General features: G+C 41.3%; 13 protein-coding genes and 1 riboswitch. Of the genes, 11 read left to right on the top strand and 2 right to left on the bottom strand.

Going from position 1 to position 16,678, the window contains the following annotated elements:
• The first annotated feature begins 25 nt into the window (after positions 1-25).
• From DESMER_RS15110 to DESMER_RS15090, 5 genes are all read left to right on the top strand, one after another.
• The gene (locus DESMER_RS15110) at positions 26-1,339 is read left to right on the top strand and encodes an ABC1 kinase family protein (RefSeq protein WP_014903933.1); all 1,314 of its coding nucleotides are present in this window, start codon (positions 26-28) and stop codon (positions 1,337-1,339) included.
• Positions 1,315-1,554, top strand: coding sequence for a hypothetical protein (locus DESMER_RS23870; RefSeq protein ID WP_014903932.1), 240 nt, complete (start codon positions 1,315-1,317; stop codon positions 1,552-1,554). Before DESMER_RS15110 ends, DESMER_RS23870 begins: the two co-directional genes overlap by 25 nt.
• A 25-nt stretch (positions 1,555-1,579) precedes the next feature.
• A complete protein-coding gene (locus DESMER_RS15100; RefSeq protein ID WP_014903931.1) occupies positions 1,580-2,590 on the top strand; it encodes a class I SAM-dependent methyltransferase in 1,011 nt (336 codons plus the stop codon).
• A 66-nt stretch (positions 2,591-2,656) separates the two neighbouring features.
• Entirely contained in the window at positions 2,657-3,532 is an 876-nt protein-coding gene (locus DESMER_RS15095; RefSeq protein ID WP_014903930.1) for an ABC transporter ATP-binding protein, read from the top strand.
• 45 nt (positions 3,533-3,577) lie between these two features.
• A complete protein-coding gene (locus DESMER_RS15090) occupies positions 3,578-4,384 on the top strand; it encodes an ABC transporter permease subunit (RefSeq protein WP_014903929.1) in 807 nt (268 codons plus the stop codon).
• Between the two features lie 100 nt (positions 4,385-4,484).
• Here the strand turns inward: DESMER_RS15090 and DESMER_RS15085 are convergent, their stop codons facing one another.
• Complete coding sequence (locus tag DESMER_RS15085; RefSeq protein ID WP_014903928.1) at positions 4,485-5,681, bottom strand: MFS transporter; 1,197 nt, start codon at positions 5,679-5,681, stop codon at positions 4,485-4,487.
• A gap of 271 nt (positions 5,682-5,952) precedes the next feature.
• Between DESMER_RS15085 and mutT the strand changes: the two genes are divergently transcribed.
• The 4 genes from mutT (at position 5,953) to ilvN (ending at position 10,178) form a co-directional block, all read left to right on the top strand.
• A complete protein-coding gene (gene mutT, locus DESMER_RS15080) occupies positions 5,953-6,354 on the top strand; it encodes an 8-oxo-dGTP diphosphatase MutT (RefSeq protein WP_014903927.1) in 402 nt (133 codons plus the stop codon).
• Positions 6,355-6,373: 19 nt separating this feature from the next.
• Positions 6,374-7,543: a benzoate/H(+) symporter BenE family transporter gene (locus DESMER_RS15075; protein WP_014903926.1), complete on the top strand. Its 1,170-nt coding sequence runs from the start codon at positions 6,374-6,376 to the stop codon at positions 7,541-7,543.
• Between the two features lie 440 nt (positions 7,544-7,983).
• Entirely contained in the window at positions 7,984-9,684 is a 1,701-nt protein-coding gene (ilvB, locus tag DESMER_RS15070) for a biosynthetic-type acetolactate synthase large subunit (RefSeq protein ID WP_014903925.1), read from the top strand.
• Complete coding sequence (gene ilvN / locus DESMER_RS15065; RefSeq protein WP_014903924.1) at positions 9,681-10,178, top strand: acetolactate synthase small subunit; 498 nt, start codon at positions 9,681-9,683, stop codon at positions 10,176-10,178. The genes ilvB and ilvN overlap by 4 nt, the downstream gene beginning before the upstream one ends.
• A gap of 96 nt (positions 10,179-10,274) precedes the next feature.
• Here the strand turns inward: ilvN and DESMER_RS15060 are convergent, their stop codons facing one another.
• Entirely contained in the window at positions 10,275-12,494 is a 2,220-nt protein-coding gene (locus DESMER_RS15060) for an N-acetylmuramoyl-L-alanine amidase (RefSeq protein WP_014903923.1), read from the bottom strand.
• Positions 12,495-12,706: 212 nt separating this feature from the next.
• Positions 12,707-12,883: riboswitch (cobalamin riboswitch) on the top strand.
• A 214-nt stretch (positions 12,884-13,097) separates the two neighbouring features.
• Here DESMER_RS15060 and DESMER_RS15055 point away from each other — a divergent pair.
• On the top strand, positions 13,098-14,471 hold the full coding sequence (locus DESMER_RS15055) for a UbiD family decarboxylase (RefSeq protein ID WP_014903922.1): 1,374 nt from the start codon (positions 13,098-13,100) through the stop codon (positions 14,469-14,471).
• Positions 14,472-14,575: 104 nt separating this feature from the next.
• Positions 14,576-16,678 (top strand): hydantoinase/oxoprolinase family protein, encoded by a 2,103-nt coding sequence (locus DESMER_RS15050; protein WP_014903921.1) that lies wholly within the window; start codon positions 14,576-14,578, stop codon positions 16,676-16,678.

The raw sequence follows: 16,678 nt of genomic DNA, 5'->3' as shown, positions 1-16,678 counted from the left end.
CTTTGAAGAAACGGAGAGTTTCATTATGTTTGGAATACCGGAGAGACATTTTGCTCGTTACTACGAGATCCTTTCCGTACTGTTTAGACATGGACTTGGTTACTGGATCATCCCTGGAAATCTTAACAAAATAGAGCAAAAAGATTTAGCACTACTCGGTGTTCATCTGAGAGCAGCCTTAGGAGAACTTGGGGCAACATTTATTAAGGTTGGCCAAATGGCGAGTACCCGATCTGATTTGCTTCCACTACCGATCATTAAAGAATTAGAAAAACTCCAAGATCATGTTAATCCGCTGCCCATTAGTATAGTACGTCGAGTAGTCGAGGAGTCTTTAAAGGTCAACTTAGAGTCAGTCTTTAAACATTTTAATCCAATCCCAGTGGCTTCGGCCTCGATTGCTCAAGTGCATGAGGCAGTTTTGCATAATGGAGAAAAAGTTGCCGTAAAAGTGCAACGCCCATTCCTTCACGAAAGAGTTAAGACAGATTTGGAGATCTTCCAGGTGCTTGCAGAACGAATTGAGCTGAATACAAAGTGGGGGAAAGGCTATCCGGTTCGCTTAATACTTGAGGAGTTTTCCGAGACTATTATAAAAGAGTTGGATTTTCTTCAAGAAGGAAAAAATGCAGAGAAAATCTTTAAACTCAGTAAGAAAAACTCCAATATTTTGGTTCCAAAGATTTATTGGGAATTAACGAATTCTATGGTTCTTACAATGGAATATATACCGGGAATCCCTTTACATCAAATTTCCGGTTCGGAAAAAGGTTCCAAAAATGCTTGTAATATTGCCCATCATTTAAGTAAAGCTTTCCTGCAGCAAATACTTCGGGAAGGCTGCTTTCACGCTGATCCTCACCCGGGAAATATACTAATTCTTCCGGATGGAAAAATTAGCTTAATCGACTTCGGAATTATTGGGAATCTCTCCATCCCCATGAAGGCTCAGCTATCTCTATTGACTTCTGGAATAATCCGTGAAGACGATGCTTTACTTTTAAAGACTCTTTCTGAGATGGGTATATCATCATTCGTTGATCGGGATTCGTTCCAAGCGGATATTCAAAACTTGCGCCATAAGTATTTGAGCCTAAAACAAAAGAAATTTACTATAGGAGAGAGTATCCAGGATTTTTTAGCCATCATCTCTAAGCATGGAATTCATATACCCCCCGAATTTGTGCTTCTAGGCAAGACTTTTCTTACCTTGGAAGGAACTTTAAGGGATTTATGCCCTTCTTTAAGTCTGGTGGAACAGGCCAAACCATTTAGTAGAAGGTTTATCTGGAGAAGTGTCGGCATTTCAAAATTATGGAAAATAATTTTGAGGAGGTAGGGAGACAAACACTACTGCTCACTAAAGCACATATAAAAGTAGTAAAGATTTTAATAACTATGGGCGATTGTTCATTAGCATTAGCATTAGTATTAGCATTAGTATTAGTATTAGCATTAGTATTAGTATTTGTATTTGTTTTAGTATTAGCGCCGACGCTTAAAGGCTTGGCGCTATCTGATTTTCTTTTGGAAGCTCCTTTATTAAAGGGATAAGAACAAAAAAGATGAGGTGGAAATCGTGGATATAGGAATGCTATCGCTTCTCGGAAAAACCATTTCACTCATGGAAAATCTAGGGTTTCTCTGGCTTGTACACACCGGTTACGAGCTTAATCTTTGGGAGGGCTTCCTGAAAGAAAGGAACAAAGAGGATTTCCTGGCCGAAAACCCGGATTGGGATCCTCTTTTGCTTGATCATTGGCTTGAACAAGCTAGAATTCAAGAACTTGTCGTTTTAACTAAAGGAAAATATAAGCTTAGTAAAACGGGGAAGGCCATCCATGGTTATCGTAACTATGGCTTAGAGGCTATGTACAAAGAGTTTGCTCTCTATTGGGGGGCTAGTTTTGCACAATTGCCGGAACTAATAAGACGCCAGATACCCAGGCTAAAAATGGATAATGAAATGGAGAATGAGCTTATATCAAGAGCCTCAAAATCTTCGGAGTTCTTTGTCTGGCCTGTGCTTAGAGGGAAATGTGAAAAAGAAGACTGGCATCATGTACTAGATGTTGGTTGCGGTGAAGCAGTGTTACTACGCAGACTGGTTGAAGAATTCCCGAATTTACACGGTGTGGGGCTTGAAGTTAACCAGTCAGTAGCCAATCGTGCCGCGATGGAAACAGAACCTTTTCAAGGGCGTATTCGAATTGAGGCGACGAATGTTTTTGATTTTAAAGATGCTTTAGAAATCTATGATTGTTGTCTGCTAAATAATCTTATTTATTATTTCACTGGCCAACAGCGTTTAGATCTTTTGAAAACTGTCACGGATCTCTTAAAACCAGGTGGCAAAATTGGGATTTTGACGGCTCTAAGAGGAGTTAGTCCGGCATTCCAGATTTTCAAAACCCATATTCCCCAAAATTTGATGAGTTTCTTCCTTTCTTGTCATGATGGCTTTGAGGGATTACCTTTGGAAAAAGAGGTGCTTAATCTATTAGAACAAGCCGGGTTTACTGAGGTTGAGGTTATTCCTTTGCCCTTTAAAGTATCTCATTATTTTTTTGCCAGAAAACCATTAGCGTAAATTAGCATCAATAATTATTAGTTTCTATCATTGAGAGTCTGGCCCCTTATAGAAAGTAGGGAGGAAATGATCGAGGTAAAAGAACTGAGCAAAATATACCGCGAAGGACGAGGGATAAAGAAAATTAGCTTTGATGTTGATCAGGGGAAGGCATTTGGGTTTTTAGGTCCCAACGGAGCAGGGAAAACCACGACAATACGCCTTCTGATGGGATTTTTAAGGCCTGATTCAGGGCAAGTAACGATTAACGGTCTGGCCTGTTGGGAACAAAAAACAGAGGTTAAGAAGCTGGTCAGTTATCTTCCCGGTGAACTTCATTTTGTAGAAAACTTAACAGCCTTGGAATTTCTTAACCTTATAGCTGGTATGCATAGGAACCGTTTCCAGATCAAGAAGAACCAAAAGTATTTTATAAATGCCCTCGATTTAGATTCGAAAATTCTAATTCGGAAAATGTCTAAAGGAATGAAGCAAAAGTTAGGTATAATTGCAGCCTTTATGCTGGATGCTAAGGTGCTTATTCTTGACGAACCGACATCAGGATTGGATCCGTTAATGCAAAGAGTATTCATTGATTTAATCCTGGAGGAAAAGAAAAGGGGAAAAACCATATTTATGTCATCCCATCAATTTCCAGAGATTGAGCGAACCTGTGAACAGGTGGGAATAATTCGAGAAGGCAAACTTCTGGCCATAAAAAGTATCTTGCAGCTTAGAGAAGCAGAGTATCAAACATTTCAAATCGAAGTGGAAAGTGATGAGGATTTAGAGCTGCTTAAAGAGAGTCAGCTGAATTTGATCCTATTACAAGGCAGATCATGTATCATTCGTGTTGCCGGCGAATTGGATAGTCTGTGGATGGCATTGGGTCAAGTTCATGTAGTTCGTTTTAAGCAACACTCCTTGGAGCTTGAAGAGGCCTTTTTGGATTTTTATAAATAGATATTAGATCTAATGAGAGATGATTAGACTTAAGGTGGGGTGACCATGAACAGAGCATTATTTAGGGCAATGTTTAAGCAACACAGAAAAAAGATTGCTGTGATTTCAACCGGGATTGTTCTCTATGAAGGACTTTTAACTTGGGTTTATCCAGTGATTGCTGAAAATCCGGCTGTTACAGAGATCGCAGTATCATTACCGGCTGCTGTAAAGACTGTGTTCGGAGTTCCTGAAAATGCACGTACTGATACATTTGAGGCGTTTATATCCGGACAGTTTTTTGCGAGGATTTGGGTTATGCTCATGGCTGTATATGGAATTCAAACAGCCAATAACTTATTAGCTAAAATGGTGGACGATTGCTCTATAGCCCTGCTTTTATCAACACCGATATCGAGAAGTGAGATACTATCAACTCAAGCGGCTGTCTTGATTTTTTCGGGGGGGATATTGGTCACCGTAACAATTCTGGGACTCTTCTTTGGTGCATCTCGCTCAGGGATTACCATCTGTCACGACAGGTATGTACGCTTAGGGCTTTTAGGATTCTCCTTTTTTTCTTTAATCGAAATCTACAGTCTTTTTTTCTCGGCCTGGTTTGTTGAGGAGGAACGGGCATTAACCTATGCTGCAGGGTTAACTCTTATGTTTTATTGTTTAGATATTGTCGGAGGGTTAAGTAATAAATATTCCTGGCTGAAGAAAATCTCTCTTTTTCAATTGTTTCAGCCTCAAGAAGTATTAGAAGGAACTAAAAATCCAGTTGATTCTATTGTAGGACTTAATTTGGTTTCAATAGTTCTATGGCAATGGGCAAAAAGGGTATTTGAGTCACAGGATCTTGCTATATAACCCCATAAGTATAAACCCGTAAATAACCCTCCACAAGTTACCATAGATAAGCTTACTTAGTGGAGGGTTTTTGAAATTCATATTAAATATATCTACACATTTAACTAAGGATTCTAGGTTCATCCGGAAGTTTTTTTCGAAGGAAGGAGAAGTACATAACCAATGCTAATAATGCAAAAATTACGGAGCTGCCGTACATATATACATATCCCAATTCTTGTGCTATGAACCCGAGAATAACTGCCCCAAGTCCAATGCCTAGATCCATTGCTACTGCAAAAGTTGCATTAGCGGCTCCTCTCCGCTCAGGTGGTGATAAGGTTATAACCAGAGCGTTTAAAATTGGCTGTACTGTTCCAAACCCCAGTCCGTACACCACAGCAACCAGTAGAAACATAGATAATGAAGAGGCCATTGAAAGAAGTACCAGAGCAGCGACTAGCATAAGTATACCGGGGACTAAAAACCTCCGAGGGCCATACTTATCAGATAATTTTCCAATAATCGGGCGACCCAATAATAAGACAAGGGCATAGACAGTAAAGAATATTCCAATGTTATCTACCCCCCGGAAGCCTGCGTATGCAGGTAAAAAGCTCACAATTCCACCATAGGTCAAGGTGATAAAGAACAATACCAAGGCTGAAGGAATTGCAGTTTTTTCCAGGATGACGCCTTTTACACGCGGATCTTTCTTCTTGGCCTGTCTTTTGGGAGAAGTCTCATAATTAATAAAAAATGAGCCTATAAAACCAAGACCTGCCAGGATTGCTGAGCCTGCGAACAAAAGTGAGTAACTGTTATTTTTAACTAAATATAGCCCTAAAGCTGGTCCCAGAGACATTGCTATAGTAGCAGCTATCCCATAATACCCCATCCCTTCAGCACGCCTGGCTGCAGGGATAACGTCTGAAGCCATTGTTCCGGTAGCGGTTGTAGAAGCCCCCCAGCCAATACCGTGAACTGCTCTTATTGTTAACAGGAAAATAATCGTATAGGCTAGGTTATAAGCAAGCACTGAAACCAGGAAAATGGCGATACCGATTATTAAGATTAGTTTTCGACCTCTGTAGTCAAGCAGGTTCCCGAACCAAGGGCGAACTAGTACTGCTGAGAGTGTAAAAATTCCAACGATTGTTCCGGCAATAGTTTCATTTCCACCAAGACTTTGAGCATATAATGGAAGGGTTGGGAGCAGCATGTACATTGACAAAAACATTAAGAATGAAACTAACAGAATTAAAAAAAAGGTCTTACTCCATATCTGTTCGTTTTGTGAGGGATTAGCTTTGATCATTTGATGACCCCACCTCGCTTAAATTATTGAGAGATAGCTTCGTAACAAACTCCTAAACTCAATATACTATTTAAATGTTGTTATGACAACTAATATTACGAGAATATCTAAGTGCTTTTTGGGGAATTTTTTATTGTAAAAATGAATGACCAAAATTAGTAACAATAAAATACAAGTAATAATTCCTATTAATGCAGGAATTTTGCATTATATGATCAAATTTATAATAGCTGATATTTGAGCTGAAATTGGAGGTACGAGGAGAATTAGAATGGTCGGTAGTATGAAAGAAGTTACTGCAGCAATAATTCTAAAAGATGGTCAAGTTCTGATTGCTCAGCGAGCAGATGATGACAAATTAGCTGGAAAATGGGAGTTTCCTGGTGGTAAAATAGAAGTTGGGGAGACCTTGCGAGAGTGTTTAAAACGTGAGATAAATGAAGAATTAGGAGTTGAAGTAGAGGTTCTGGAGCCTTTCGGAGAAAGTATTTATGAATATGAAAATGGAATTATTAAGCTTATAGCTTTTTGGTGTAGATGGACTGTCGGAGAATTTTCTAATCGAGTACATAGCCAAATCCATTGGGTTTATCCAGGGGAATTAGATCGCTATGAATTTGCTCCTGCAGATATCCCTTTAGTGGGAAAATTAAAAAGATTCCTAAATAATTAGTGAAGTCAGGAGCTTAATAATGAAGTGTAATTTAGCTGATCTAAATCATAAAAACATTGCTGCAGGCATTGCTTCGGGGCTTTTAGCAGTAACTGGGCCACCGGTAATTATTTTAGAGGCAGCGTCTAAGGGTAACTTTACTCTGACACAAACCATTCTATGGATGTTCTCGGTCTATGTGTTTGGCGGGATTTATAGCATCTGGATTCCGCTATATTATCGAATGCCTATTGTAGGTGCTCACTCAATAACCGGTGTTGCTTTTTTAGCCACTGTTACCGCTCAATTTAGTTATCATCAACTTATCGGTACCTATATTATTTCGGGTGTCTTAATGCTGGCCGTTGGTTATCTGGGAGTATTTTCAAAGCTAATTGATTACGTCCCCAAACAAATTATTTCCGTGATGTTGGCTGGGATGATAACTAAGTATATGGTTTCGTTTGTATCTTCGATTCATCAACTTCCTATCGTTGGTGGAATTGCAATTGTTGTTTATCTAATTTTTAACAAAAAGAAGAAGTTTGTTCCCCCAATGGTTGCTGCTATTTTGGCAGGTTTTATTATGTTACTTTTGACACAACCTTTGAGCGTAGATATCCTATCGGCAGGGTTTGTAGTTCCAAGGGTTCAAATTCCTGAATTTAACTTTTTGAGTTTTCTTTCCGTTTCCCTTCCTTTAGCGCTACTAATTTTGAGTAATGACGCTGCAATAGGGATTGGTGCCTTAGAACAGAATAATTATCGCCCGCCTGTGAATCGAATTGTAACCTTAAGTGGAGCCTTTTCGATTATTACAAGTTTTTTTGGCGGCCAATCAGCTAATATAGCGGGAATGATGACGGCAATTTGTTCTGATGAAGAGGCCGGACCACATGAATCACGCTATATGGGTGCAGTTGTCTCAGGGATTATCATAATTATATTTGGCTTATTTTCATGGCGGCTAGTGCCTTGGATTCAGGCATTGCCGGCAGGGTTCGTTTCCATACTTGTAGGGATTGCGTTGTTGGGCGTTTTTGGGAACAGTCTATCTGTAGGGTTTTCCAAACCATCGATGAAATTGAGCACGGCCTTTACCTTTATCATTGCTGTATCCAATATTTCCATCGTTAATATTAGTTCCCCAGTTTGGGCATTAGTGGTAGGTACGATTATTGCACGTTATGTTGAGGAAACCCAAAGCTAGCAACTCAAAACTGCAGATTAGATAGAAAAGGTTTTTATCCAAAAAGGCAAGGTGCCTCGTCAAAAAGCGAGGCGCCTTTTACTTTTTTCAACTTATCGCTTACAAAGAACTGGATGGCTCAGGAGATGATGACTGATGTTCGCTCTCAATTTGATAATATTTGATTCGTTTAAGTAGTTATTGTTTCTTTTATAGTATAGAAAAATTTTTTGTAATCTATTATAATATTGTATAAATAATTCTATGTTAATTTTTCTAGAAACAAAGGGATAATTAAGATCAACCCATCTTAGTCCGCTCAGATGTATTCTTATGTTATAATTATGAGGAAAAAAGCCAACGAATTTATGGATATTTTGGTCAAGCTGTTCAAAAGATGAAGATTATTTGATATATTTGAATAATATATTTGCGCAGAAGAGAAAGTGAGGGTAACTAATTTGATAATTACAGGAGCAGAAGCGATTATAGAGTCTCTTAAAAACGAAAATGTTGATGTGGTATTTGGCTATCCCGGTGGTTCAGTGTTGACGCTTTATGATGCTTTGTATCAAGCAAAGTTTAGACATATTCTCACCAAACATGAACAAGGAGCTGTCCATGCTGCTGATGGTTACGCAAGAGCTACAGGGAAGGTAGGAGTTGTTATCGCCACCTCTGGTCCAGGAGCAACAAATCTTGTAACTGGGATTGCCACAGCTTACATGGATTCTATTCCTTTAGTGGCTATTACGGGTCAAGTGTCCGTTCCTTTGATTGGGAGAGACTCCTTCCAGGAGGCTGATATTCGAGGAATTACAACCCCAATAACTAAACACAATTATTTGGTAAAAAAAGTTGAAGATTTACCCGGTGCCCTTAAAGAAGCCTTCTATATTGCCCGCACAGGCAGACCGGGACCGGTTGTTGTTGATATTGCGAAAGATGTTTTTGCTGCTTCCTTTGATTACCAATATCCTGAAGAGGTTAAGTTGCGTGGTTATCGACCTGTATTTGAAGGTGATTCAAGTATCCTTGATAAGGTTCTGGCAGAAATGAGGTTAGCTCAAAAGCCCCTTATCTTTGTGGGGGGCGGTGTCAATCTATCTGATTCTTCTAAGGAACTTCAAGAGTTGATAGACCTTAGCGGATTTCCGGTGATTTCAACCTTAATGGGCTTAGGGTGTTTAGCAAACGACCATCCCCAATTCCTCGGAATGGTTGGAATGCACGGAACCTATGCTGCAAATATGGCTACAACGGAATGTGATTTGCTGATAGGAATCGGGGTGCGTTTTGACGATAGAGTGACAGGGCTCTTGAGCGAGTTTGCGGCAAAAGCAAAGATTATCCATTTTGATATTGATCCGGCTGAAATTAATAAAAACGTGATAGCAAACTTGCGTGTGGTTGGAGATATGAGATGGTCACTTCCAGCGCTTAACCAAGAGGTTAGGAATGTATCAGATGAACTAAAAGGGCGAGTTCGAACTTGGCTGGAGAAAGTGCGTAATTGGTACAAGGAAAAGCCGTTAACTTATGTGCAAAACTCAGATTCCGTAATGCCCCAAGCAGTTGTTGAGAAAGTGAGTCAATTAACCCAAGGTGATGCGGTTATCGTTACTGATGTAGGACAACACCAGATGTGGGTGGCCCAATTTTATGGTTTTAAAAATCCCCGCTCACTTCTGACATCAGGCGGTCTGGGTACAATGGGTTATGGTCTTCCCGCAGCCTTAGGGGCTCAGTGTGGTCTTCCGGATAGAGCCGTTATTCTTTTTGTAGGTGACGGTGGGTTCATGATGAATTGTCAGGAACTGGCTGCTGCTGCAGAATTTAATTTTCCTGTGAAAGTTTTAATTCTAAACAATCAATGCCTGGGAATGGTAGCTCAATGGCAAAGAATGTTTTATGGAGGACGCTATTCCCAGACGAGTTTAAAAGGGTCGGCTACGGATTTTGTAAAACTGGCTGAGGCTATGGGTGTCGCTGGTTTAAGAGTGTCTAAACCGGAAGAATTAGAAAAAACCTTGCAAGAAGCTCTGGCAATTCCCGGTCCCGTGGTGGTGGATATCCGGATTCCGGAAGTATTAGATGTCTTTCCAATGGTTCCAGCCGGTGCCTGTTTGGATCAGATGATGTTGGGAGGAATAGAAGAATGAAGCATACACTCGCTGTTTTAGTCGAAAATAAACCGGGAGTTTTAACCCATATATCCGGATTGATAAGCCGTCGGGCTTTTAATATTGAGAGCATTGCGGCAGGTTATACGGAAGAAGCTGATACCACAAGAATTACTATTGTGGTAGAAGGGGATGAAATCGAGCAAGAACAGGTTGTCAATCAATTGTCAAAGCTTGTTGATGTCATAAAAATCAGTGATCTTACTGCCGTTGAATCAATTCAACGGGAGCTGGCCTTGATTAAGGTGAAAGCAAGTGCTGCAACCCGATCGGATATTATTAATATTGTAGAGATTTTTCGAGCAAGCATTGTGGATGTCAATAGAGAAACAATGGTCATAGAACTATCCGGAGATGAAACAAAGATTGATGCACTGTGTCAGGTTTTAGATGACGATCATGGAATTATCGAAATCGCTCGCACAGGAAAAATTGCTCTTTCCCGAGGACCTATTCCCGCTAAAGCTCAATGAGCTTGATGATGGGTTTATATGAAGAAACAGGGTGTTTCGTAGATGCGAAACACCCTGTTTTTTAGTGACTTTATAGATGGGTATTATTGATTGGGATCATGCCTTAGGCAAGGGGTTTTTATAATAGTTGTAGATTCCAATCAGAATGGAACTGGCAACGTTCTTATGAAAGTTAGGGTTCTGTAATCTAGCTTCCTCATAAGGGTTAGATATAAAGGCTGTTTCTAAAAGGATTGCAGGCATGGTAGTGTTGCGTAAAACATAAAATCCTGCTTGTTTAAGTCCGCGGTTATTAGATTTAATCGTACCGATTACAGCAGATTGGATGCTATTAGCTAAATGTTGGCTGGCGAAGTTTTGAGGGTTATCTTGAGAATAATAGGTTGAGGTACCTTGAATATCGGACTTTGTATTTGCATCATTATGGATACTGATAAATAAGTCTGGCTTTGCGTTATTTGCCAGGTTAACCCGTGCTTGTAGATCTTCAATTTCAGTGTAGTTTTGACAAAGTGCGATATCTTTATCTCTGGTAAGGATAACGGTAGCGCCGGCTTGTTTTAGGGTGTCCCGTAAGGCTAGGGCAATTGCTAAAGTGTTATTTTTTTCGTAGGTTTTAGAAGGGCCGATTGCCCCTGTATCCGGGCCGCCGTGACCGGGGTCAATCATGATAGTCTTTCCGGACAATGCATTGGCGGGAATTCCATCAAAAGGATTGATCAGTACTTCTGTGGATGGGTCATAAGTTGTTGCAGGAGGATCAGAGGGATTAGTGGGAGGGGTAGGGACATCATCGTCACCTCTTGAGGGTTCTTTAATTTCAGCAGGCAAGGCAGGAAAAGCCTTGAGATTGTCAGGGTATTTAGAAGGAGACTTTCCTTCCATAATATTTTGAGCGTATGAGCCGATGATGCCTGTTCCCCCTAGAATATAAACTTTACCATTGGGACTTAAGTTAATAGCTGTAGAAGTTGGAGGTGTTTCTATGTTTGTTCCGGCAAGTATTACATATTGAGCGGAAATCCAACCGGTCTGAGATTGGTAGGTTGTCTTATACCAATCCCCTTGCTGTTCGATAAGCTCAACGGATGCATCTTTGGGTATTGTGACAAGCATTTTCCCGTCGGAAGAGGGGGTTTCTCTAAGATTTAATCCCCCGGAAGCACTAATAACTCCCTTTTTCGCTATAACGCTAAGATAGTTAGCCGAGACCCAGCCTGTTTTCGATTGATAGCTGGCTTTATACCACTGATCTTGCTTTTCAATAAGATTAATTGTCGTTCCTGTAGGAATCGTAATAAGTACGTTGCCGCTGGCAGAGGGTGTTTCTCTAAGGTTTAAACCTCCTGAAGCAGTGACTGTTCCTTGATTTAGAGAGTTATTATTTGAAGGTCCCTGAGTAGGTGGTTCGACTTTCATATGTTGACGCATAATACTGTAAACTGCAGGAGGAATATCATCTTTTTCTGTAAGTAAAAGGGGGGCGTTAGATTTAGAGGCAAGTACAGTTCCCGCTACAGCATCGGGAAATGTGATGCCCGAAGCTAAGAAAAGATCATTTGACGAATAAGCTTCTTTCATAAAGGAGACAACTTTAGCATTGGTTTCGTACCGATCATAGCCGCCTAAACGAGTTTCAATCACGAAGCTATGCTTAGATAACTCTTTAGAAGGAACAACTACTTCTCCACCTATTACGATTAAATGTTTTGGAGCATTATCTTGATAATATTTGATGACTGAATCAGGCAGCGTGGTAGAGGTAAGAACGATGGGGATCTGTTTTATTCCCGCATATGTAGCCGCCGATAGAGCATCGGGGAAATTATCTCCATTAGCAAGAATCATTGAATCACTGTATAACTCTTTAGCCAGAAGAACGGATGTTTCATAACGATCTATTCCCCCAATTCTCTCCCAGTGTAAAGAAAGTCCTTCAAGTTCTTTTTCAATGGCCGGTTGTAAGCAAGCAGTGCCGCCTAGGAGGATTACTCTATCCGGTGAGAGGCGCTGCAGCTCTTTAATAACTCGAGGGTCGATTGTGTCGCCCTTAGTCAATAAAATAGGTGCGTTTAAGCTTACAGCAAAAGGAGTTGCCGCTATAGAATCGGGATAATCATTATTTTCACACAAAATTACGGTTAGAGCGGAGTCCCATCCTTTTTGAGATATCTTAAGAGCTGTTTCAACTCTGTCTTGTCCTGCGATACGTTCGGAAGTAAAGGCTAAGGGGCTTGCTTGTGCAATTAGAGGTGCACATAAGGCGAATGCAAGCGTAGTAATGACGGAAAAAATTAGCTTTTTCAGTTGGTCCACCCTCTCTTATATGAAGTTATGAAGATTATATCATAAAAGCTAACAGGGTTTGATGAATTTAGATAAAGTTCATCTAAAAATAGGACGAAAGACCCCCTCGGTTTTAAACAAACATCGACAATATAGATTAAACAAAAAATTATGAAATAGCAGGAAATACTAACTCAATGTCGAAGGATATATTCAAATAAACTAGCTGAAAAATCCAAGCTGGTAAAATACCTATTACAGGTGCCCTGATAGGGAGAATAGGGAATCAGGTATTAATCCTGAGCGGACCCACCACTGTGAGAAGGGAGTCTCGTACATTGGCCACTGGCTTCGGCTGGGAAGGCGTGCGGAGATGATGAACTTTGAGCCAGAAGACCTGCCTGTAATATACGATAAGCCTGTTTTCAGGCTTTGGTGGACGATGGTAAAGCCCCCAGTCAATGACTGCGGGCTTTTTCTATCGTCTTTTTTGGTTTTCCGTAAGGGCTCTTGAAGAATTGGATTTGCCTGGGAGGTCAATTATTCGGAACAGGCGCGTGCTGGAGATGGATGAGGGGAATTAGTGGGGATTAGCGGTCCAAATGGGTCAGGAAAAAATAGGAGGCGTTTATTTTGGAACAGGATTTGAGATCGTTTATAGATCAAGTAAAGCAGCAAAATCCTAGGGAGGTTGTTCATGTCCAAGAGGAAATTGATCCCAAGTATGAGATTAGTACTTTAATCATGGAATTAGAAAAGGCTCGGCGTTATCCATTGACGATATTTGAAAATGTCAAAGGACATGATATTTCGGTAGTTACGAATGTTTTAGCTCCCCGTGAACGTCTAGCGTTAGCAATGGGGGTTCATCCCAATGAATTGGCCGCTGAATTCTCCAAGAGAATTAATCAAAGAATTGAACCTGTTGAGGTACAGGAAGCTCCTTTTCGGGAGAATATTTTTGTGGGCTCGGAGGTTGATTTGTACAAGCTGCCGATTTTAACCCACTTTCCCATCGATGCAGGGCCGTATATCACAGCAGGATTAGTGATTGCTAAGGATCCACTCACGGGTGCTGATACCGCAGGTTATCATAGGATGCAGTTAAAAGGAAAAGACAAATTAGGGATTAGCCTCCATTCCCGGCAACGTCTATGGGAGTATTTTCGACGCTCTGAAGAACTGGGGAAATCATTGGAGGCAACCATCGTACTAGGTATTCATCCCAATATTTCTATGGGATCGATGGCTTTGATTCCTTATGATCTCGGTAAATTCGCAGCAATGGGAGGACTATTTGGGGCTCCCCTGGAGGTTGCTCGCTGCCATACAGTGGATCTAATGGTTCCGGCCTATGCTGAGGTGATTATTGAAGGGGAAATCGTAGCCGGAGAACGAGAATCAGAAGGGCCTTTTGCAGAATTTACAAATTACGCCTGTTACCGCAGTACGGAAAATATCTTTAAGGTTAAAGCGGTTCAGTATCGAACGAAACCCCTCTATCAGGACATCACTCCAGGTATGAGTTCGGAGCACATTACTATAGTGGCAGTACAGAGAGAAGGGGATGTGCTAAATGCCTTAAATAGGACTCTTCCAAACATTAAAAGTGTTCATGCTCCTATATCTGCCTGCGGCCTGTTTCATTGCTATATTTCCATGAAAAAGATTGCTGAAGGGCAGGCCCAACAGGCCATTTTTACTGCTTTCTCGGTTGATCATAATTTAAAAATGGTTGTCGTGGTTGATGAAGATGTAGACGTCTTTGATGAACGTCAGGTGTTATGGGCTATGGCTACCCGGCTTCAAGCAGACAAGGGAGTGACGATTGTCCCACAGCATATGGGCATGGGATGTACTCTAGACCCATCAAGTGATGACCTAAGTCGAACCGCTAAGATGGGGATTGATGCCACTAAACCACTTGAAGGGTTTGCCCCTACTGTAACAATGTCAGTTGAAGTGCAGAATCAAGTTCGTCGTTTCCTGGGGTCTTTTGGACTATAAAGGAGTATTAGTTTCGGGAAGAGTCTCTATAATATATGAATTAAGTCAAGGGTTTTGAGATTGTATAAGGGATCTAGAAATGACTTGAAAGAAGAGGAGAATAGATGTTTAAAGTTGCAGTCGATGTAGGCGGAACCTTTGCTGATTTTATTGTTCGTGATGAGGGGGGATGTGCCGCTACTGCAAAGATACCGTCTAGTATTGAGAACCCCCTTGAACCAATTATTCGTGGTTTGAATGAACTTGCGGAACATTTCAACATTACTCTTGAAGAATTCCTTGCCCAGACCGAAAAGTTTACTCACGGAACCACTGTCGGTATAAATGCTCTGCTACAGGGTCAAGGAGCAAAAACGGCCCTCATCACAACTGAGGGATTTCGTGATGCTTTAGAATTACGGCGTTCACGTTTAAATGAGCAATGGGATTTTAGTGTTTCTCTGCCTCCGGTTTTAGTTCCTCGTCATCTGCGGATTGGCTTGAGGGAACGGATGGATTACCGGGGCGTGGCAGTTAAACCTGTGGATAGAACACAAATTCCTATGCTTGCGGAATTTCTCCGTCAAGAAGAGGTGGAAGCTGTCGCAGTTTGTTTGCTGTTTGCTTGTCGGAATCCGAAGCATGAAGTTGAGTTTAAAGAACATCTTCAGGAACTTTTGCCAAATGTATTTGTCACACTCTCCTCGGAATTGTCTTCTCAGCTTGGAGAATATGAACGTACTTCGACAACCGTCTTAAACGCTCGTTTAAGCCCCATTCTCGGAAAATACTTACAAGATTTGCGGGCGCATTTGCGAGCTAAAGGACTGCGGGTTCCTATATCGATTGCTCAAAACAACGGCGGCCTTACTGACTTAACTCAAGCAGGTAGGCGTGCAGTAAACACTTTGTTTTCTGGTCCGGCAGGTGGAGTGAAAGGAGGTTGGATCCTGGCCCGGGGGCAAGGGTTATCTGACTTGGTAATCGGAGATATGGGGGGGACGAGTTTTGATGTTTCTTTAATACGGCAAGGTATGATGGAACTAACCCCTCAAGCAGAGATCGCAGGATACCCAGTCCAACTTCCTATGTTAGATATTCATACTGTAGGGGCTGGCGGAGGGAGTATTGCCTGGTTGGACAAGGGAGGGATGCTGAAGGTCGGTCCACAATCTGCAGGTGCTAAGCCCGGTCCGGCATGCTATGGGTTAGGTGGTCAAGAGCCGACGATTACGGATGCGGCCTTGATTATGGGGTTAATCGATGATCGAAGTTTTTTAGGTGGTCGGATGGTCTTAAATAAAGAATTAGCTTATGCTTCAATCGAAAAGAATGTAGCCAAACCATTGGGACTAGCTGTTCCGGAAGCAGCCTATGCTATTTATCAAGTAGCCCTTTCCTTAATGGCAGATGCTGTTTACTTAATGACTGTTAAAAAGGGATATGACCCCCGTTCCTTCGCTTTGGCGGCTGTTGGAGGCGCGCTACCCTTATTTGCAACTGCATTGGCCAAAGGAGTGGGGATAAGGCAAGTTGTGGTTCCGGAACTTGCCCCGGTTTTTTGTGCTCAGGGGTTATTTCACTCGAACTTTCAGTTCGAGGGTTTGCGTAACCTTTATGAAGTGTTAGGCGAAGTCCCAAGCCTAAGTTGGAGTAAGGCTATGCTGGAATTGAGATTTCAAGCTGATGAAGAACTATCTCGTTTGGGGGTAAGTGGGGATCAGCGTGAATACACGTGGTCTGCAGATTTAAAGTACCAGGATCAACATCACGAAATCAATATTCCCGTCAGAGGTATTGTAAGTGATCCAGAGATTTGGCAGCAGCTTACTAAGGAGTTTCATGAAGCTCACGAAAGACTTTATGGTTATTGTCAGCCTGAGAATTTATTAGTTTTAGTTAATTTCCGACTGGTTGCTCAAGAAAAGGAAAGGCTTCCACAGAGTGGAATAGAACCTAGACTTGAGGAAAGCTTTATAAATGCAAATAGTATTGTAGGAGAAAATACTGCTTCACCAACAAGTATCGAGATGCAAATGGTCTATCTACAAGGGGGCTTTCGAAAAGTGAAAGTATTCCATTGGAAAGATTTAAGGAATGGAATGGATTTACCAGGTCCCGCCCTGATAAAAAAGGAGTATACGACTATTCTATTAGAAGAGAACTGCCAGGCAAAACTAGATGAGGCCAAGAACTTAATCATTAATATTGGAAAGGACAGGCATTAA

Origin of the sequence: Desulfosporosinus meridiei DSM 13257 (genome assembly GCF_000231385.2) — a bacterium.
Classification (GTDB): Bacteria; Bacillota; Desulfitobacteriia; order Desulfitobacteriales; family Desulfitobacteriaceae; genus Desulfosporosinus; species Desulfosporosinus meridiei.
The sequence above is the reverse complement of the archived record's forward strand: the minus strand, read 5'-3'. Positions and strand labels throughout refer to the sequence as shown.